The organism is Rhizobium sp. FG96, from assembly GCF_057808655.1.
This window is the reverse complement of the sequence record NZ_JBMDIL010000002.1, coordinates 526,385-544,703: the sequence shown is the minus strand read 5'-3', so window position 1 is coordinate 544,703 and position 18,319 is coordinate 526,385. Positions and strand designations below refer to the sequence as shown.

Below are 18,319 nucleotides of genomic sequence, written 5' to 3'. Positions count from 1 at the left end.
TGAAGCAAGCCTTGGCGCGGCGGCCTTCCTCCCGAAGAACCGCCGCGGCTTGCCTCGCCGGAAAATCAGACCGCCTGCTTCAGCGCCGCCTTTTCGGCGCGAAGCTCTTCGATCGAGCGGACGTTGCGGCGGGCAGCACCGGCCCATTCCTTCGTCTTGACCTTGGAATTCGCCAGGCGCTCCTTGGCGGCGGGAACGGCGTCGGCATATTGCGGCAGCCAGCGCGCCTGGGCGACGACCATTTCGTCCACCATCTGCCAGACTTCTTCCGGCGTCGAGACCGCACCGACCAGCGGGTCGTGCAGCACGGCGAGCTTCAGCAGATCGATATCGCCGGAGATTGCCGCGTGAACCGACATGCGCTGGACGTTGATCGACGCCATGCAGGTTGCCGCACAAGCTTCCGGAATGGTGATGCCGGAGACCATGTTGATGCCGAAGCGGTCGACGAAGCCGGGCGACTCGATGATCGCATCCGACGGCAGGTTGGTGATCACGCCGTTGTTCTTGACGTTGAAGTGACCGCGATAGACCCGACCGGTCTCCAGCGCTTCCAGAATGTGGCTCGCATGCTCGTTGGAGCGCTTGACCGGATCGATCGGCTTTTCGGCCGATGCGAGGAATTGCGGGAATTCGGTTTCGAACCAGTTCCGGGTTTCGGTCGAGTGGCGGAGGTAGCCACCGGTCTCGCCGTGGATCCAGTCCGACATATCGATCCACTTGGTGATCTCGTCGGGACGCTTGCGGTACCAAGGCAGGTATTCCGAGAGGTGACCGTTGCTCTCCGTCGAATAGACCCCGAAGCGCTTCAGGACGTCGATGCGAAGCTTCTCTTGCTGCGAGAAGACGGGATGCGCCTCGAAGGCGGCGACCAGCTCGTCCTTGCCGATCTTGCGGCCGTTGAGCTTCAGATCGACGAACCAGGTCTGGTGATTGATGCCCGAGCAGATGTAGTCGAGCTCGCTCTGCGACTTGGCGCCGAGCACTTCGGCAATCTGTTCGGCCCCATGCTGGACGCCGTGGCAGAGGCCGACCGTATCGACCTTGCCGTATTCGATCGCCGCCCAGGTGTTCATCGCCATCGGGTTTGCGTAGTTGAGGAATTTCGCGCCGGGCTCGGCGAGCTCGCGGATATCCTTGCAGAAGTCGAGAATGACCGGGATGTTGCGCTGGCCGTAAAGAATGCCGCCGGCGCAGATCGTATCGCCGACGCACTGGTCGATACCGTATTTCAGCGGGATCCTGATGTCGTCGGCATAGGCTTCGAGGCCGCCGACGCGCACGCAGCTGATGATGTAGCGCGCACCGGCGATCGCCTCGCGGCGGTTGGTCGTCGCCGTCACCTTGGTCGGCAGCTTGTTGGATTCGACGATCTTGTCGAGGATCGCCTTGATCATCTGCAGGTTATGCTCGCTGAGATCGGTCAGCGCGAATTCGATGTCCTTGAATTCCGGAACGCACAGGATGTCCGTGAACAGCTTCTTGGTGAAGCCGACGCTGCCTGCCCCGATGATAGCGATTTTGAAACTCATGTCCTTCACCTCGGTCCGATCGAATGTTACGTAGAAAGAAGACAAAAGGGTACCAGGCCGCCCGCTGGCGCAGGCGATCGAAAATCACTGGAAATGAAACCTGTATTCCTCCCGGCCGTTCGTCCAGCCGCGATCTCTTCCTCTTATGCGAGGGGATTATGCGTATATTCGATGAGGCGGCCAGAGAAGGATTATGCTTTCGAGGGTAATTTTGTGCTGCAGGATTTGATCGCCAACGGACAGGCCATGAGGACCGTTTCGCTGCCCCGCGGACGCCAGCGGCTGCACGCCATGCCGACCAGCGCCGGCTATGAGGTGCGCGAGAACGAGACCTACGATTGGGACGGCCGCAAGCGCGGCCAGACGCCGTTTACGGTGCTGCAGCACACGATCAGCGGCAGCGGCCACCTGCGCTACCAGAACCGCAACTACAAGCTCCAGGGCGGCGACACGATGATGGTGCTGGTGCCGCACAATCACCGCTACTGGCTCGAAAAGGGCGAGCGCTGGGAGTATTTCTGGATTTCGATGAACGGCGACGAGACGCTGCGCATCCACAAGATGGTGATGGCGCTGTCCGGCCCGGTCCTCAAACTGCAGCCATCGACCATCGACCATCTCGCCGATTGCAGCCTGCGTCTCGTCAAGGGCGCCACGACCCCGGGCTCAGCCTCGGCGATCGCCTACGAGGCGGCGATGGCGCTTTACGACGACGTCTTCGGCTCTCCATCCTTCATGGCCGAGCAGAGCCTGATGCAGCCGGTCATCGACCACATCAACACCAATCTGGAAAAACCGCTCCCGGTCAGCGAGCTCGCCGCCATCGTCGGCTTGAGCCGCGCCCACTTCTCCCGCAGCTTCGCCGACAGCGAAGGCGTACCGCCCGCCGAATACGTGCTGCAGCAGCGCCTGCAACGCGCCGCCAAGCTGCTGACCAAGGCGGATTTCCTGCCGGTCAAGGAAGTCTCGATCATGTGCGGCTTCGAAGACGCCAACTACTTCGCCAAGGTCTTCCGCCGCGTCTACGGCATCACGCCGACCGAATTCCGCACCACCGGCATGTATGCCAGCATCGGGCGCAGCCGGTAGGCGTCGGGACGGCTAGCGGCCGCCCCTCGCCCGACCATCAGATCGACCAGAGCGCGCCGCCGTCGCAGGCAACGGCCTGACCGGTGATATAGCCGGCCTTGTCGGAGGCGAGGAAGGTCGCGAGCGCGGCGAATTCCTCCGGACGGCCGATGCGGCCCATCGGGATCATCTTGCTGACCTTGTCGAGGTCGAGCTTGGCTTCGGCCAGCCGCTCGGTCATCGTGTAGCCGGGCATCAGCGCATTGACGGTGATGCCGCTTGCGGCGAATTCGCGGCTCAGCGTCTTGGTCAGGCCGTGAAGCCCGGCGCGCAAGGCGTTGGAGATCGTGAAATTGTTGATCGGCTCCTTGGCGGCGATCGAGGTGACCAGCAGGACGCGGCCCCAGTTGCGCTCGCGCATGCCCGGCAGTGCCGCGCCGATCGCGTCGGTGGCGCTGACGAACAGGCCCTCGAAGGCATTGCGCCAGTCGTCGCTGGCGATATTCTCGAACGGCATGGTCGGCGGACCGCCGGTGTTGACGACGAGGATATCGACCTTGCCGAGTGCCGCCACCGCCTGATCGACGACAGCACGTCCGGCCGAGGGCTGGCGCAGATCGGCCACGAACGGCGTCGCTCCGAGCCGCCCGGCGGCATCCTTCAGCCGCTCTTCGTCACGGGCGCAGATCGCGACCTTGACGCCTTCCGCCGAAAGCTCCTTGGCGATCGCAAAGCCAAGCCCTTTCGAAGCGCCCATCACGAGCGCCGTTTTACCGTTCAAGCCAAGATCCATGGCAGCCTCTTCTTCAAATCGTTCTTCGTCTCAAAAATCAGGAACCGCTGACCTCGACGCTGCCGATGCCGGAGACATCGAAGCGATAGGTGAAAGGTCCTGTCGGGAAGCGCGTGGTGACGATGCTGCCGGTCATGACGATATCGCCCTTGCGCAGCATCCGCCCGGATGCCGCCAGATGGTTCGCAAGCCAGGCAAGCGGCACGTAGGGATGACCGAGAACATCGGCGCCCAGCCCGCGGGCAAATTCGGTGCCGTCGAGATAGGCAACGCCCGTCGCATCCTCCATCTTCGCCGGTGGCGGCGTGAAGGCGCCGAGCACGACGCCGGCATTCCAGGAATTGTCGGCGATCAGCGTGCCGCAATGGAGAACGCTGTAATCGGCATGCCGGTCGTCGACGATCTCGATCGCTGCCGCGATCGCATCGACGGCTGCCCCCGCCGTTTCCGGCGTGAACGGCACGTCTGACGGCAAGAGGTCCTGGCCGAGCCGGACGCAGATCTCGAATTCGAGGCCGAGGCGGTGATAGTCGGCATGCGCCAGATGCGCGCCGGTGAAGGCGACGCGGCGCTTGAAGATCGTGCCGTGGATCGGCTGGTCGATGCCGCACATGTCCTGCATGCGCTTCGAGGTCAGGCCGATCTTGTAGCCGGCGGTCTCGTCGCCGTCGCGGATCGCGGCAATATACTTTTCCTGCACATTATAGGCGTCGGCGAGGTCGTTGATGCCCTCAAGCCGGTGAAAATTCGTGCCGCTGCGATGCTCGGCAACCAGCGTGCCGGCGAGTTCGGCGCTCTTGTCGGTCAAATCTCATCCTCCCGTTTTTCTCCTCCCATAGATGTTTCGCAGCGCGCTGAACAGCCACATTGATCCGAACAGCCACCGTGAAATGTCTTCCAGGATGCCCGGGCGGAGCGAAGCATCCTGGAAGACGACCGGCCCGGTGTCCGGTTGCCGGGCCGATAGGCTTTAATCGGAGAGATCGACCGTATCGAACTGGAAGGCGCCGAGCGGGCTCTGGACGAAACCGACCACATTCTTGCGCATCGGCACGACGGCGAGCGAATGGTCCAGCGTGTCCCAGGGCGCTTCGCGCTTGAAGAGGGCTTGCGCCTCCTCATAGAGCTTGGTGCGGGCGGCGGTGTCGGTAGTTTCCTTCGCCTTGATCACCAGCGCATCGAAGTCCTTGTTGCACCACTGCGCCCAGTTATTGCCACCGACGGCATCGCAACTCAGCATCGCACCAAGGAAATTGTCCGGGTCGCCATTGTCGCCGGTCCAGCCTAGGATGACGGCGCCGTCGCGATCCTTCGCCTTGACCCGCTTAAGATACTCAGCCCATTCGTAGGTGACGATCTCCGTCTTGACGCCGATGGCAGCGAGGTCCGACTGCATCAGCTCGGCTGCGCGCCGCGCGTTCAGCATGTAGGGCCGCGAGACCGGCATCGCCCAGATCTTCATCGACAGATCCTTGACACCGGCAGCCTCGAGCGCCGCCTTTGCCGCCTTGGGATCATAGGGATCGTCCTTGATGGCGTTGTTATAGGACCACATGCCCGGCGGGATCGGGTTCTTGGCGACCGTCGCCGCCCCCTGGAACACCGCATCGACGATCGCCTGCTTGTTGATCGCCATGTTGAGCGCCCGGCGGACCTCCGGCTTGTCGAACGGCGCCTGCATGGTGTTGTAGGCGAGGAAGGAGACGTTCAGCCCTGCGAGCTCGGAGACCTTGAGATCGGGATTGGCCTTCATCGCCGCGACATCGACCGAGTTCGGATAGGACATCAGATTACATTCGCCTGCGGTCAACCGCTGGTAGCGCTGCGTGGCATCGGGCGTGATGGCAAAGACCAGATCGTCGATCTTCGGCTTGCCCGCCCAATATTCGGCATTGCCCTTGTAGCGGATGACGGCATCCTGCTGGTAGCTGACGAGGCCGAAGGGGCCGGTGCCGACGGGCAGCTGGTTCATCTGCGCCATCTTGCCATCGGCCTGCAGCTTGTCGGCATATTCCTTCGACAGGATCGAGGCGAAAGGCGTGGCGATATTGGCGATGAACGGCGCTTCCTTGCGCTTCAGGACAAAGCGCACCGTCATGTCGTCGATCTTGTCGATCGACTGGATGAGATCGCCCATCCCCAGCGCGTCGAAATATTCCCAGGTGGCGGCGCCGGTATATTGATGCCAGGGATTGTCGGCCTTCCACTGGCGCACGAACGAGAAGATCACGTCGTCGGCATTCATGTCGCGTGTCGGCGTGAAATAGTCCGTCGTCTGGAATTTCACGTTCGGGCGCAGCTTGAACGTATATTGCAGCCCGTCGTCCGACACCTGATAGCTCTCGGCGAGAGCCGGAATGACCTCGGTCGTTCCCTTCTTGAACTCGACGAGCCTGTCAAAGATCGTTTGCCCGACGGCATCATAGGTGGTGCCGCTGGTGCTCAGCGCCGGATCGAAGCCGGAAGGCGAGGCCTCCGAACAGTAGACGAAGGTTTTTGCGCTCGCACTCGTGGCCCAAGCCGGCGCGAGCACAATCGCTGCGGCCAAGGCTATTTTCTGAAACATCGAAGTCTCCCAGTCGTCAGTGAGTTGGGTTTTGTTATCCACTGCCTGCTTCCGGCGTGATCCAGGCCCGGCTTTGCCTGGTCACGCCGGCTTCCCGCTTTATGCTTGTTGCCGGACAGGCTCCGCCCCCGGAGCCTGCAGTCTCTCAGAGGTCGTCGACGACGGCCGCGAGCGCTTCCAGAGAAGCCGCCCCGAACAGCCGCGAACGGCGCGGCGACCAGCCGTTCCGCTCGTCGGGATGGAAGATGTCGTCGAGGAAGGGCAGCTCGATGATGAAGGAGACGCAGCCGAAGGTTTCTGCCGTCCAGGAGATCGCCATGGCGAGCGGATCAGTGCCGGGCGCATGGTCGTAGTTCGGCTTCGGCAGGTCGGGCGTGTAGTTCGGCGAGGCGACGAGCAAGGCATCCTCGAAACGCTTCAAGAGGGTCGCCTGCTTGTTCGACCAGGAAGGCACGCCGACCGGCCGGACCGGCCAGGGATGATGATTGCTCTCGTCGCCATGGATGTCGTAGCAGAAATGCACGCCGGTCTGGCGCATCCGCTCGCGGACGAACCAGGTTTCCGGGCTTTCCTCGACGGTCGTGGTACTCCAGGAGCGGTTGAGATCGACGAAGCCCGCATTATAGCGATGGAAGCCCTTGATGCTGCCGTCCGGGTTCATGTTCGGAACCACGTAGAAGACGGCGCGCTCAAGCAGCGACTGCGACAAGGGGTCGGCGGCATCGATCAGCCGGTCAAGAAGCGCCTCGGCGGCAAACTCGGTCATCGACTCGCCGGGATGCTGGCGCGCCAGCACCCAGCAGGACTTCTTGCCCGGGCCGGGCTTGCCGACGGTGACGAGATCGATGCTGCGCCCCTCGAGCGTCTTGCCGAGGCTCTCGACCTTTGCCAGCGGGCTCGCCGCGCAGCGCTCGATCAACGAGAAGCGTTCCGTCTCGGTATAGGGCGCATGATAGGCGTAGGAGACGCGGTCCTGCTCCGGCCGATGGCTCCATTTCAATGAGGAGCCGTCGAATGTCGCGGGAATACGGAACCAGTCCTTGCGGTCATAGGAGGCGACGATCCGGTAGTCCTTGAAGCCGCGCGACCAGCGGCTCTTGCCGGCATCCTCCAGCGTATAGTGACAGTCCCTGCCCTTTGCGCCGGTGGCGGCGAAATAGAAGCCCATGAACTCGTCGGATCCTTCGCGGTCGGGAAGGATCGCCAGCCGCATCGCCGCCCAATCGCTTTCGTCGATGACCTTGATGCGCCCGGAATCGAAATTACTGCTGATTTTACTCATCGCTCAACACTACTCCGCAGTTGCCGTGACTTGCCGGCCGACCTGTTCTGCGAAGGGGGCGACCGGATGCTGGTGTTAGCCCATCATGTCTTCGACCGGTTCCTCTCGCGCGGCGCCGGTCTGATCGAGGTGATCCCGGCCTCGCTTGTCAGGGCCTCGTAGCGGGCCGAGATGACGGAGGTCAGTGTCTGGAGGTGGCGTTCGAAATAGGCCTCCTCCTTGTGGAACAGCCGCTCCAGGCTGAGGCCGCGGATGGCGATGAGCGTGAACTCCAGGAGTTCGAAGATCTCCCTCTTGTTCTTGCCCATGTCGACATGCTCTTCGAGCCAGCGGTAGCGGACTTCGCGGATCGCTTCCATGCGGTCCGAAACGGTGCTTGGCCGCACCTCGGCCTCGGCGCGCGTGCCGATCAGGATTTCCCAGATCGCCCAATATTCCGGATCGCCGTAGACGCCCCAGAAATAGCGCACCAGCTTGCCGACATTCAGCCGCCCGTGGGCTGCCAAGTTCTTCTGCTTGGTAAAGTCGTCGAGCACCCGTTCGGCCAGGTGATCATAGACGGTGAACAGCAGTTCGAACTTGGTCGGGAAATGGTGGTGCAGCGCACCGGTCGTCAGCCCCGCCTCCTTGGCGACGTTGGCGGTCGTCAATCCCGAGAAGCCGATCTTGTGCAGCAGCGTCGTTGCCGCGCGGATCAGCTGGACCCGCGTCTCCGCGCTGCGGTCTGCCTGGGTACGTCTGACTTGGCGGGGCTGATCGGTCATGAAGCGATATAAATACATATCAGTCGGAATGTAAATACATACTAGTCGGAATGTAAGTTGAACTTTCAAGGCCGCCGGGACAACCGGAAATCACCGGGTCAGCCGACCGAAGCGGGCGCACGCCCGCTGGCGCGCGTCCGTTCGATCAAGAGCATTAATGAGGATGGGGCGAGGAGAGAGCCACAGCTCCGCCAGGCCGAGCCTGGCGGCGGCCTTCAGACCGGCATGTGCGAATGCCCAGGCTCAGAAATAGATCGACATCAGCAGGTCCTGGTCGAAATCGCCGAACCCCTTGCCGAAGATATTCATGCCGCCGGGATTGTCGGCCTTCTCGTCTATGCCGATGCGGAAGCGGATCGAGTGGTGGTCGGCGATGCCGAGCGAGGCGATGGTCTGGGTCGAGACCATGGCGCCGTCGATCCATGTGCCGGTTTCGTCGATCGTCCAGGTCTTCAGCTTGCCGTATTGCGAACCCGAGAGCTTCCACCAGGCAGGCGAATACATGCCGCGGCGGTCGCCGAAATCGCCGGGCGAGGTCCAGTGTCCGGCCTTGATGCCGTTGATCCAGATCGAGATGTCGGACGGCCAGTTGGCATTGGTCGCCGGCGTTTCCGAGCTGAGTTCGGCGGAGAATTCGACCTTGCGGATCTTCTTGCCGGAAACCTTGGCATTGTTCGGGAACTTGTATTCGACATAGCCGCGGGTGAACCACAGCAAGGCCGCCTGCATGCGCTGCGGGTCGAGGAAGACCTCCTGCACATCGAGCATACCGATGACATTGTTGACGGAACAGAGGCCGCAGGGCGCCCCCACCTCGAACTCGGTAAAGAGGCCGATCGGCATGCTGACGGTGACGACGTCTTCGCTCGCCTTGGTGCCGCTGCTGTCGAAGCGGATCAGGATCTCGTCATAGATGCTGGAGCAGACCTTCTGGTTGCCCTTCGTCGCCTTCATCGTCTGGGTCTGGATAAGGCCCGCCTGCTCGAGCGACTTCAAATTCGTCGCCGTCGTCGACTGCGGCAAGCCCATCTGTGCCGCGATGTCGTTGACATTCAGCGGCCCCTTCTGGCGCAGCAGGTTGAGGATTTCGATGCGCGTCGGAGAACCGAGTGCCTGGACGACATCGGCGTCCCTCATCGGATCGACGGTTAGAAGCTTCGTCTCCATATTATAATACTGGTTCTCCAGTCTTTCTTGTTGGTTTCAGCTGATATCATGGGCGCATGCACTGTGTCGCTGCTCAAATTTTACTAGGGGCCGGTCCGCGCCTCGGGAGAACTCTCGCGGACCGGCAGGGGCCTTCTCACCTCGGCCCGGAACCAAAGTCTCATGCAGGTCACCCCTTGATGCCCGAGGACAGCATCAGCGCCTGCGTCACCCGCTTCTGGAACAGCAGGTAGGCAACCGCCACCGGCATCGCGGCCAGAATGGCGACCGCCATGTCGCGCGCATATTTGACGCCGAAGGCATCGCGGGTCTGCGTGATGCCGACCGTGATCGTCATCATGTCGTCGGAGTTAGTGACAAGGAACGGCCAGAGGAAGGCGTTCCACGCCATGATGTAAGTGATGATCGCCAGCGCCGTGGTGATCCCCCAGTTCAGGGGCAGATAAAGCTTGAAGAGGATCTGAAACTCGCCGCAGCCATCGAGCTTGGCAGCCTCTCTGAGCTCCTTCGGCACGGAATCGAAGAACTGCTTGTAAACGATGACAACGACGGGGACGATCAGCTGCGGCAGGATGATGCCGCCCCAGGTGTTGATCAGGTTCAGCTTGTGCATCAGCACGAACTGCGAAATCACCAGCGCCTGCGAGGGCACCATGAAGCTCGCCAGGATGATGCCGTAGAGCAGCTTGCGGCCGGGAAAGACGATCTGCGACAGCGCATAGGCGCACATGACGCTGATCAGGATGACGACGATGGTCACCGTCACCGATGTCACAATCGAATTCAGGTACCAGGTCGAGAGCTTGGTCTCGAACAACGCATAGTAATAGCCCGAGAAGTTGAGAACGTCGGGGATGAAGGTCGTCTTTGCCACGACCTCCTGTTCCGGCTTGATCGAGGTGATGACCGCCCAATAGATCGGGAAGGCCCACATGCAGGCGATCAGGAGCGTCAGGACGAGAAGCAGCGCATTGCCGATTGTCTTGCCGGGCATCTCAGCGCTCCCTTACACGCAGCAGCTGGTACTGCAGGACCGACACGACGACGATGATCATGAACAGGATCACCGCGACGGCCGAGCCCGTGCCGCCATGGTTCGAGCGGAAGGCTTCGCGATAGACGAGCTGCAGCAGAACGTATGTGGAATTGAACGGTCCGCCCTCGGTCAGCAGATAGACCTGGTCGAAGATCTTCAGCTGCAGGATCAGCTGCAGCGTCAGCACGAGTGCCGTGACCGGCCATATCAGCGGCCAGGTGATGCGCTTGAAGCACTGCCAGCGCGTCGCCCCATCGAGCATCGCCGCCTCGTAATAATCGTTCGGAATGTTGCGGAGCCCCGCGATGAAGAGCAGCAGGTTGAAGCCGTTGGTCCACCAGACGGTCACCAGCGCCACCATCGGCATGGCCCAGATCGGATCGCGAAAGACGCTGACGCGCTTGCCGGTGGCGGCCTCGATGACGAATTGCGCGACGCCGAACTGCTGGTCGAGAACCCATTTCCAGATCTGTGTGACGACGGAAACCGGAAGAATATAGGGGATGAAGAAGAGCACCAGCACCAGGCTCTGCACCCAGCCTTTGAGCCGCACGACCATCAATGCCAGTCCGAGGCCGATCAGCGTGTTCGGGATGACCGTCAGCACGACGAAATAGCCGGTATTCCAGGCGGATGTGTAGAAGAGCTTCTGGTGGAAGAGCTTCACGTAATTGTCGAAGCCCACCCACTGCCCCTCGCCGACCAGCGGCGCATCGGTGAAGCTAAGCTCAAACATCTTGTAGACTGGATAGGCAAAGACGGTCGCATAGGCGATCAGGAACGGCGCAATCATGGCGATCGCCGTCAGCGTCTTGCGTCTCTTCTCGGTATTGACCACAGATCATCTCCAACGGCGGAAGTGCTGGCCGGGGGAGACCCCGGCCAGCCGCTCGTTACTTCTGGCTTTCCAGCTCTTCGCGCATCTGATCGATCGCGTCTGCCGGATCGAGCTGGCCGTTGAGGGCGGGAACCACGAAGTTCTGGGTTGCCTCGTAGATCGGGCCGGCAACGCCTGCGAGCTTGGAAACCGGGTCGAAGACGGCGGTATCAGCGAGCTTTGCATAGGTGGCGTTCGGCTGCATGCCCTTGAATTCCTGGCTGTCGGTCACCGGCTTGTAGGCAGGGATGTGACCGGCGCTGGCCCAGGAAATGCTGTGCTCGTTCATCCAGGCGATGATCTGCAGCACGGCCTTCAGCTTTTCAGGGGAGATCGGCTTGCTCTCGCTGTTCGGCACGGCGAAGGAATGGGAGTCGGCCCAGGTGGCCTGCGTGCCCATCAGGTTCGGGATTTCGATCGCGCCCCATTCGAAACCGAGTTCGCCCTTCTTGGCGAGGTCAGCCATGGTCGGCACTTCCCAGACGCCGTTGACGTGCATCGCAGCCTTGCCGGAGGTGAAGAGCGCGATGGAAGCTTCATAGGAGATCAGCTTCGGCGAATAGCCTGTTGAAACCCAGTTCGCCATGGTCTGCAGCGCCTTGACGCCGGCGTCGCCCGGAAGGATCTGGTCGCCGTCCATGAACTTGGCGCCCTGCTGGGCGATCAGCGTGTAGAAGACGCGCCACATCGAGCCGCCTTCGTCGGTATGCAGTGACAGCGGATACTCGACCTTGCCGGTTGCCTTAATCTTCTCGAGCGCGGCATTGAAATTGTCGAGGCCGTCGAGCCCCTTCGGCAGGCCGTCGTCACCGAGGAGACCGGCTTCCTTCAGGATGGTCTTGTTGTAGTAGAGAACGATCGAGTGGACGTCGAAGGGGATGCCGTAGACCTTGTTGTCGAAGGTCGCCTGCTTCCAGGCCGCATCGACATAGTTTTCCTTCTTGATGCCGGCAGACGCCAGTTCCTCATCGCTGAAGGGGCGCAGGATGCCGGTCGGCACCGCCAGCGGATAGCGCGACATGTGATAGGTCATGATATCGGGCTGCTGGCCGACAGCGGCAGCAGTCTGCACCTTGGTATAGAAGGGCACGCCCCATTCGAGCGTCGTGGCGTTGATCTTGATATCGGGGTGCGTGTCGTTGAATTCCTTGATCAGAGCCTTCATGCGAACGCCGTCGCCGCCGCTCAGGAAGTCCCACCAGGTCACGTCTGTCTGCGCGAATGCGGCCGCCGAGGGCAGCAATGCAATGGCCGCCGAAACGGCGAGTTTTACTAGCTTTCTCACGTTTGTTCCTCCTCTTAAACATGGGTTGCGGGTCACCCCGTGTCGCCGGATGGCGCTTTCCGCGCGCCTCCTCCAAGGGTTGCGGATCACATCTCTGCGTTCATGCTCCGGTCGCCGATCCCCTCGGCGGCCATCCGTCAGCTGAGCCTTCTGCCTTCGGCATCGAAAGCCAGCATTTCAGGCACTCTCAGCGAGAGGCTGATCTTCTCCTTCGGCTGAGGCCTGCTTTCGCGGCACTCGACCGTCATTTCCGCACCGGTTGCCGTCAGCACATGCAGGTAGCCGGTGCCGCCGAGCTCCTCGGTAAATTCGGCGGTCACATCAAGCGTCACGCCGCCCTCTCCGGCGTCAAGGCCGATATGTTCAGGACGGACACCGACATGAACGGGCGCGCCGTTTTGGACCGGCGCCCGTGTCGGCAGGTCGAAGGCCTGGCCGGGTACATCGTCGAGTTCGATGCGGGCCGAGCCCTGCCCTGCCGCGACAACCTTGCCCTTCAGGAAATTCATGCCCGGCGAGCCGATGAAGCCGGCCACGAACATGTTCTGCGGATCGCGGTAGAGATCGAGCGGAGCGCCGACCTGCTGGACGACACCGTCTTTCAGCACGACGATCTTGTCGGCGAGCGTCATCGCCTCGACCTGGTCATGGGTGACATAGACCATGGTGGCGCCGATCTGCCGGTGCAGGCGGGCGATCTCCATGCGCATCTTGACGCGCAATTCGGCATCGAGATTGGAGAGCGGTTCGTCGAACAGGAAGACGCGCGGCTCGCGCACGATGGCACGGCCGATCGCCACGCGCTGGCGCTGGCCTCCGGAAAGCTGGCTCGGCTTGTGCTGGAGATAATCGGTGAGCCGCAGGATATCGGCGGCAGCATTTACCTTCTGCTGGATTTCCGCTTTCGGCCGCTTGGCAATCGACAGGCTGAAGGCCATGTTCTCGTATACGGAGAGATGCGGATAGAGCGCGTAGGACTGAAAGACCATCGCCACGCCGCGCTTCGACGCCTCGCGATGCGTCACGTCCTCATTCTCGATGCTGATCTGGCCGCCGCTCGTTTCCTCAAGCCCGGCGATCATCCTGAGAAGCGTCGACTTTCCGCAGCCGGACGGGCCGACGAAGACGGCGAACTCGCCCTGCTCGATCTCGATATCGACGCCGTGGATGACCTTGAAGGCTCCGAACGACTTGCTGACCTCGGTCAGTTTGATCCCAGACATATGTCCTCCCGGTTGGAACTCCCATCGGGGCAGCCTCCTCCGCTGCCCCGGTGGCAATCAGTTCACGCCGAAGCGACAGAGAGCAGGATGAAGTGATAGGACTTCGCCGGCAACGAGCCGGTAAGCTTGCCCTCATCGGTGATCTGCAGCCCGGACCCCGCCTTGGGAACGATACGGTTCTGGTCTTCGACCGAGTTGCGCGCCTTCAGATCATCGCCGACCATCGTGTGATGCTGGACGATCTTCGCGCCCTTGAAGCCCTGGAGATCGAGGTCGATATCCATCGCCTCGTCGAGGCTGCGGTTGATCGCGAAGACGGCGATCGACTTGCCGTCCTCATGCAGAACCGCCGATAGATCGAGATAGGGAACGTCCTGCGCCACGTCGCAATCGTAAGTCGGACCTGACGCAGAGACGGAGAGCGCGGTGCCACGGCCATACTTCGAGGCGAACTGCAGCGGGTAGTAGATCGACTGGCGCCATGCCGGGCCGCCGGCCTTGGTCAGGATCGGCGCGATGACATTGACGAGCTGAGCCATGCAGGCGATCTTGACGCGGTCGGAGCGGCGGATGAAGACGTTGATCAGCGATGCCACGAAGATCGCGTCCTCGAGATTGTAGAGCTCTTCGAGCAGTGGCGGGGCTTCCGGCCAATCCCAGTTCTTGTAGCGCTGGTCGTCTTCCTTGCGGTCGTGATACCAGACGTTCCATTCGTCGAAGCAGATCTTCACGTCGCGCTTCGAGCGCTTCTTCGCCTTGATGTAATCGATGACGCCGCCGATGGTGACGATGTAGCGGTCGAGCTCGATCGCCTTGGCGTAGTAGTTCAGCGTGTCGTTTTCCTCGTTGCCGAAATATTTGTGCAGCGAGATGTAGTCGACGCTGTCATAGCTCGCCTCGAGAACGGTCGCTTCCCATTCGGGATAGGACTTCATCTTGTCGTTGGACGAGCCGCAGACCACGGTTTCGAGCGTCTTGTCGAAATATTTGAAGGCCTTGGACACTTCGTTGGCGAGATGGCCATATTCGGCCGCCGTCTTGTGGCCGACCTGCCAGGGACCGTCGATCTCGTTGCCGAGGCACCAGATGCGGACATTGTGCGGATCCTTGTAGCCGTGCTTGGCGCGCAGATCGCTCCAGTAGGTGCCGCCCGGATGATTGCAATATTCGAGGAAATTGCGGGCGTCGTTCAGGCCGCGCGAGCCGAGGTTCATCGCCAGCATCATCTCGGTCTTGGCAAGCTTCGACCAGTCGGCGAATTCGTTGACGCCCATCTGGTTGGTTTCGCGGGTGCGCCAGGCCAGATCGAGGCGGGTCGGGCGCTGGTCGCGCGGGCCGATGCCGTCTTCCCAGTGATAGGCCGAAACGAAATTGCCGCCCGGATAACGCACGATCGGCATATCGAGGTCGCGCACCATATCAAGAACATCGGTACGGAAACCGTCCTTATCAGCCTTTTCGTGACCCGGCTCATAAATACCGGTGTAGACGGCACGGCCCATGTGCTCGAGAAATGAGCCATAGACGCGCTTGTCGACGTTCGAAATCGTGAATTCCCGGTTCAGGATGGCTTTAGCCCGCATGCTTGGTGTTCCTCGTTTATTGAATTTGATTTTTTGCCACGCTATTCTGGGAGATTTTTTAAATCAAGCTTTTTGTTTTATATCAAAAAATCAGTTTTAGTTTACGTTCTAAAGCGATCTGCGGCTCCATTTCGGCCGGTCAACTGCCGCACGAAATCGGTTGCAAAGCAACGTCTTCGGTATCGCTTAAATTGAGACTTTCGTTACCAAGCTTTATCCATTTCGAATGGCGCATATTGCTGCGCGCCAAGGGCTATGCGAGGTTTCCCGCCTGACACCGTTCCATCAATGGCAGGACCAGATCCAGATGCGTCACCTCAACTGTTTGCGCCTCATCGCAGCAGTCGCCCTCGGCACCATCGCGGTCTCGAGCACTCCGGTTCTTGCGGAACAGCCCTCCCACCAGTGGCCGCAGACGCAGAGCGACATTCCCGCAGACCCGGATGTGCGCTTCGGGGTTCTGCCGAACGGCATGCGCTATGCGATCATGCACAACGCCACGCCGCCCGGGCAGGCGGCTATACGCTTCCGCATCGGTTCGGGTTCGCTCGACGAAAGCGACGACCAGCAGGGGCTGGCGCATTTTATCGAGCATATGGCTTTCAAGGGCTCGGCCCATGTTCCCGAAGGCGAGATGATTCGCATCCTGCAGCGCAAGGGACTAGCCTTCGGCCCCGATACCAACGCCAATACCGCCTATGACGAAACGGTCTATTCGCTCGATCTGCCGGAGGTCGACAGCGACACGCTCTCGACCGGCCTGATGCTGATGCGAGAAACCGCGAGCGAACTGACGCTCGATGCCGGCGCCTTCGATCGCGAGCGCGGCGTGATCCTGTCGGAAGAAAGGTTACGCGACACCCCGCAATACCGGGCGGCGATCGGCATCACCAACATCCTGCTTGAAGGACAGCGCGCCGCTTCGCGCTCGCCGATCGGCAAGGTCGATATCATCAAGACGGCACCGGTCGATCGCGTCCGCGACTACTATAATGCCAATTACCGTCCGGACCGGGCAGCCTTGATGGTCGTCGGCGACGTCGATCCGGCCGCGCTGGAGGCCGATATCCGCAAGCGGTTCGGCGACTGGCAGGCTCATGGTGCGCCAGCACCTGCACCTGATCTCGGCGCCCTGAAGCCGAAGACGGAAAGCGTCGATCTCCTGACCATCCCGAGTGGCATGACGAGCGCCCAGATCGTCTGGACGCGTCCCTTTGATGCCGCCCCGGACACCTATGCCAAACGGCGCCAGCAGATGGTGGAAGACCTTGGTCTTTCGGTGCTGCGGCGGCGCTTCTCGACGATCGCCAGCAAGCCCAACGCGCCCTTTACCGGCGCCAATGCCGGCTCGCAGGACATTCTGGAATCTGCCCACGCGGTGATGATCACCGCAAACAGCGATCCGGAAAAGTGGCAGGTTGCCCTAAGCAGCATCGAACAGGAGCAGCGCCGTCTCCTGCAATTCGGCGTATCGCAGCAGGAGCTCGACCGCGAGGTCACCGAATATCGCGCCTACCTGCAATCAGCGGCCTCGGGTGCGGCGACGCGTACGAGCACCGATCTCGCCTCTTCGCTCGCCTACACTGTCGATAGCGACCAGGTCTTTACTTCTCCGGCCGACGATCTCGCGCTCTTCGAAAAGATGACGAAGGATATCAGCGCCAAGGAAGTCAACGACGCCCTGCCCACCACCTTTTCCGGCAACGGCCCACAGGTCGTGCTGATGACGGCGGAGCCGCCGAAGGGCGGTACCGATGAGATCAAGAAAGCCTACGAGGCCTCCCGTGCGGTGACGGTCGCCGCCCCCGAAACCGCTGCAAACCTCGTCTGGCCCTATACCGATTTCGGCACGCCCGGCACGGTTGCCGAGCGCCGTGAGGTCAGCGATCTCGGCCTGACGATGGTGCGCTTTGCCAATGGCGTGCGCCTGACCGTCAAGCCCACCAAGCTGAGAGCCGACGAGGTTCTGGTGCGCGAGGATATCGGCTATGGCCGCAACAGCCTGCCGAAGGATCAGGCATCCGTGCTCTGGGCGTCGCCCGCCGTCGTCCTGTCGGGCGTGAAAGCCATGGATTACCCCGATATTCAGCGGGTACTGGCTGCCAACATGTTCAACATCGACTTCTCGGTGGAGGACGGTGCGTTCCGGTTCAACGGTCAGACGCGGACCACGGATCTCCTGATCCAGTTGCAGCTGATGACCGCCTATACGTCTGACCCGGCATACCGCCCGGAGGTCTTCGACCGCGTCAAGCAGGCCTATCTGAACGGGCTCAACCAATATGCCGCAACGCCCGGCGGCGTCATCAGCCGCGACTTTGCAGGATTGGTGCACGGCGGCGATCCACGCTGGACCTTTCCGGAACGAGCCGAGCTGGCCTCCTCGCAGCCGAGCGAATTCGAAAAACTCTTCAAGCCGGCAGTCACGACGGGGCCGATCAGCCTGACCGTCGTCGGCGACATCACGGCCGATGAAGCAATCGCCCTGACAGCGCGGACATTCGGTGCCCTACCCGCCCGCGCCGACAGCGCTCCGCATGACGAGACGGCGAGCTTCCCGGCGGCCCAGGCGGCAACTGCGATCGGCACACATACGGGACGGCCGGATAATGCCGCGGCGATCGTCGCTGCGCCTGTCGGCGACATGCTCTCCGATCTGCCGCGGTCCTTCACCGCCAATCTGACCTCGCAGGTCATCCAGAACCGGCTGATCGACCAGTTCCGCATCGCCGAGGGCGCGAGCTACAGCGTCCAGGCGGATGTCGACCTCTCCAAGGACATTCCGGGCTACGGCTATGCCTACATCTATGTCGATACCACGCCGGCGAAGCTGCCCCGCTTCTTCGAGCTCGTCGATCAGGTCTCGGCCGACCTGAAGGCAAAGGACATTTCGGATGACGAGCTCGCCCGGGCCCGGGCGCCGATCATCGAAACCCTGAAGCATCGCCAGCAGAGCAACGAATACTGGATCGAGTATCTGCAGAACGCGCAGACAGATCCGCGTGGTCTCGATCGCGTGCGCGCCAATCTTACCGGCTACGACACGATCACGGCCAAGGACGTCCGCGCCTTCGCCAACGACTATCTCAAGCCGGAGAAATTCTGGAAGTTCGAGGTGCTGCCAGCGGCCGGCCAATAGCCGG

General features: G+C 61.5%; 14 protein-coding genes. 2 read left to right on the top strand and 12 right to left on the bottom strand.

Translation table 11 applies throughout. The features are described from left to right. Positions 1-65 precede the first annotated feature (65 nt). Entirely contained in the window at positions 66-1,532 is a 1,467-nt protein-coding gene (locus ACODR6_RS05890; RefSeq protein ID WP_489021435.1) for an alpha-glucosidase/alpha-galactosidase, read from the bottom strand. A 213-nt stretch (positions 1,533-1,745) separates the two neighbouring features. Here ACODR6_RS05890 and ACODR6_RS05885 point away from each other — a divergent pair, with 213 nt between their 5' ends. Further along, positions 1,746-2,621, top strand: a complete 876-nt coding sequence (locus ACODR6_RS05885; protein ID WP_413712212.1) for an AraC family transcriptional regulator — start codon at positions 1,746-1,748, stop codon at positions 2,619-2,621. A gap of 37 nt (positions 2,622-2,658) precedes the next feature. Here ACODR6_RS05885 and ACODR6_RS05880 read toward each other — a convergent pair whose 3' ends face one another. The 11 genes from ACODR6_RS05880 to arfA form a co-directional block, all read right to left on the bottom strand. Next, the gene (locus tag ACODR6_RS05880) at positions 2,659-3,393 is read right to left on the bottom strand and encodes an SDR family oxidoreductase (protein WP_203430423.1); all 735 of its coding nucleotides are present in this window, start codon (positions 3,391-3,393) and stop codon (positions 2,659-2,661) included. Between the two features lie 37 nt (positions 3,394-3,430). Then, positions 3,431-4,201: a 2-keto-4-pentenoate hydratase gene (locus ACODR6_RS05875; protein ID WP_489021432.1), complete on the bottom strand. Its 771-nt coding sequence runs from the start codon at positions 4,199-4,201 to the stop codon at positions 3,431-3,433. Positions 4,202-4,363: 162 nt separating this feature from the next. Beyond that, on the bottom strand, positions 4,364-5,959 hold the full coding sequence (locus ACODR6_RS05870; RefSeq protein WP_489021430.1) for an ABC transporter substrate-binding protein: 1,596 nt from the start codon (positions 5,957-5,959) through the stop codon (positions 4,364-4,366). Positions 5,960-6,104: 145 nt separating this feature from the next. Next, on the bottom strand, positions 6,105-7,241 hold the full coding sequence (locus ACODR6_RS05865) for a M14 family metallopeptidase (protein ID WP_489021428.1): 1,137 nt from the start codon (positions 7,239-7,241) through the stop codon (positions 6,105-6,107). Positions 7,242-7,324: 83 nt separating this feature from the next. Then, the gene (locus tag ACODR6_RS05860) at positions 7,325-8,005 is read right to left on the bottom strand and encodes a TetR/AcrR family transcriptional regulator (protein WP_162708730.1); all 681 of its coding nucleotides are present in this window, start codon (positions 8,003-8,005) and stop codon (positions 7,325-7,327) included. A gap of 243 nt (positions 8,006-8,248) precedes the next feature. Next, on the bottom strand, positions 8,249-9,172 hold the full coding sequence (locus tag ACODR6_RS05855; protein WP_130280809.1) for an ArsR/SmtB family transcription factor: 924 nt from the start codon (positions 9,170-9,172) through the stop codon (positions 8,249-8,251). A 169-nt stretch (positions 9,173-9,341) separates the two neighbouring features. After that, complete coding sequence (locus ACODR6_RS05850; RefSeq protein ID WP_112718630.1) at positions 9,342-10,166, bottom strand: carbohydrate ABC transporter permease; 825 nt, start codon at positions 10,164-10,166, stop codon at positions 9,342-9,344. Position 10,167: 1 nt separating this feature from the next. Further along, positions 10,168-11,001 carry a carbohydrate ABC transporter permease gene (locus ACODR6_RS05845; RefSeq protein ID WP_112718656.1) on the bottom strand — a complete coding sequence of 278 codons (834 nt, stop codon included), beginning with the start codon at positions 10,999-11,001 and terminating at the stop codon, positions 10,168-10,170. Positions 11,002-11,101: 100 nt separating this feature from the next. Next, a complete protein-coding gene (locus ACODR6_RS05840; RefSeq protein WP_489021424.1) occupies positions 11,102-12,370 on the bottom strand; it encodes an ABC transporter substrate-binding protein in 1,269 nt (422 codons plus the stop codon). Positions 12,371-12,507: 137 nt separating this feature from the next. Further along, positions 12,508-13,593, bottom strand: coding sequence for an ABC transporter ATP-binding protein (locus ACODR6_RS05835; protein WP_489021422.1), 1,086 nt, complete (start codon positions 13,591-13,593; stop codon positions 12,508-12,510). Positions 13,594-13,655: 62 nt separating this feature from the next. Further along, positions 13,656-15,176, bottom strand: a complete 1,521-nt coding sequence (arfA, locus tag ACODR6_RS05830) for an arabinosylfuranosidase ArfA (protein WP_489021420.1) — start codon at positions 15,174-15,176, stop codon at positions 13,656-13,658. A gap of 307 nt (positions 15,177-15,483) precedes the next feature. Here arfA and ACODR6_RS05825 point away from each other — a divergent pair, with 307 nt between their 5' ends. Next, a complete protein-coding gene (locus tag ACODR6_RS05825; protein ID WP_489021418.1) occupies positions 15,484-18,315 on the top strand; it encodes a M16 family metallopeptidase in 2,832 nt (943 codons plus the stop codon). The last annotated feature ends 4 nt before the right edge of the window (positions 18,316-18,319 follow it).

Bases quoted from the DNA above. Each gene is read 5' to 3' on its own strand.
- ACODR6_RS05890 (WP_489021435.1), bottom strand. From the start codon at position 1,532: ATGAGTTTCAAAATCGCTATCATCGGGGCAGGCAGCGTCGGCTTCACC.
- ACODR6_RS05880 (WP_203430423.1), bottom strand. From the start codon at position 3,393: ATGGATCTTGGCTTGAACGGTAAAACGGCGCTCGTGATGGGCGCTTCG.
- ACODR6_RS05870 (WP_489021430.1), bottom strand. From the start codon at position 5,959: ATGTTTCAGAAAATAGCCTTGGCCGCAGCGATTGTGCTCGCGCCGGCT.
- ACODR6_RS05865 (WP_489021428.1), bottom strand. From the start codon at position 7,241: ATGAGTAAAATCAGCAGTAATTTCGATTCCGGGCGCATCAAGGTCATC.
- ACODR6_RS05860 (WP_162708730.1), bottom strand. From the start codon at position 8,005: ATGACCGATCAGCCCCGCCAAGTCAGACGTACCCAGGCAGACCGCAGC.
- ACODR6_RS05855 (WP_130280809.1), bottom strand. From the start codon at position 9,172: ATGGAGACGAAGCTTCTAACCGTCGATCCGATGAGGGACGCCGATGTC.
- ACODR6_RS05850 (WP_112718630.1), bottom strand. From the start codon at position 10,166: ATGCCCGGCAAGACAATCGGCAATGCGCTGCTTCTCGTCCTGACGCTC.
- ACODR6_RS05845 (WP_112718656.1), bottom strand. From the start codon at position 11,001: ATGATTGCGCCGTTCCTGATCGCCTATGCGACCGTCTTTGCCTATCCA.
- ACODR6_RS05835 (WP_489021422.1), bottom strand. From the start codon at position 13,593: ATGTCTGGGATCAAACTGACCGAGGTCAGCAAGTCGTTCGGAGCCTTC.
- arfA (WP_489021420.1), bottom strand. From the start codon at position 15,176: ATGCGGGCTAAAGCCATCCTGAACCGGGAATTCACGATTTCGAACGTC.
- ACODR6_RS05825 (WP_489021418.1), top strand. From the start codon at position 15,484: ATGCGTCACCTCAACTGTTTGCGCCTCATCGCAGCAGTCGCCCTCGGC.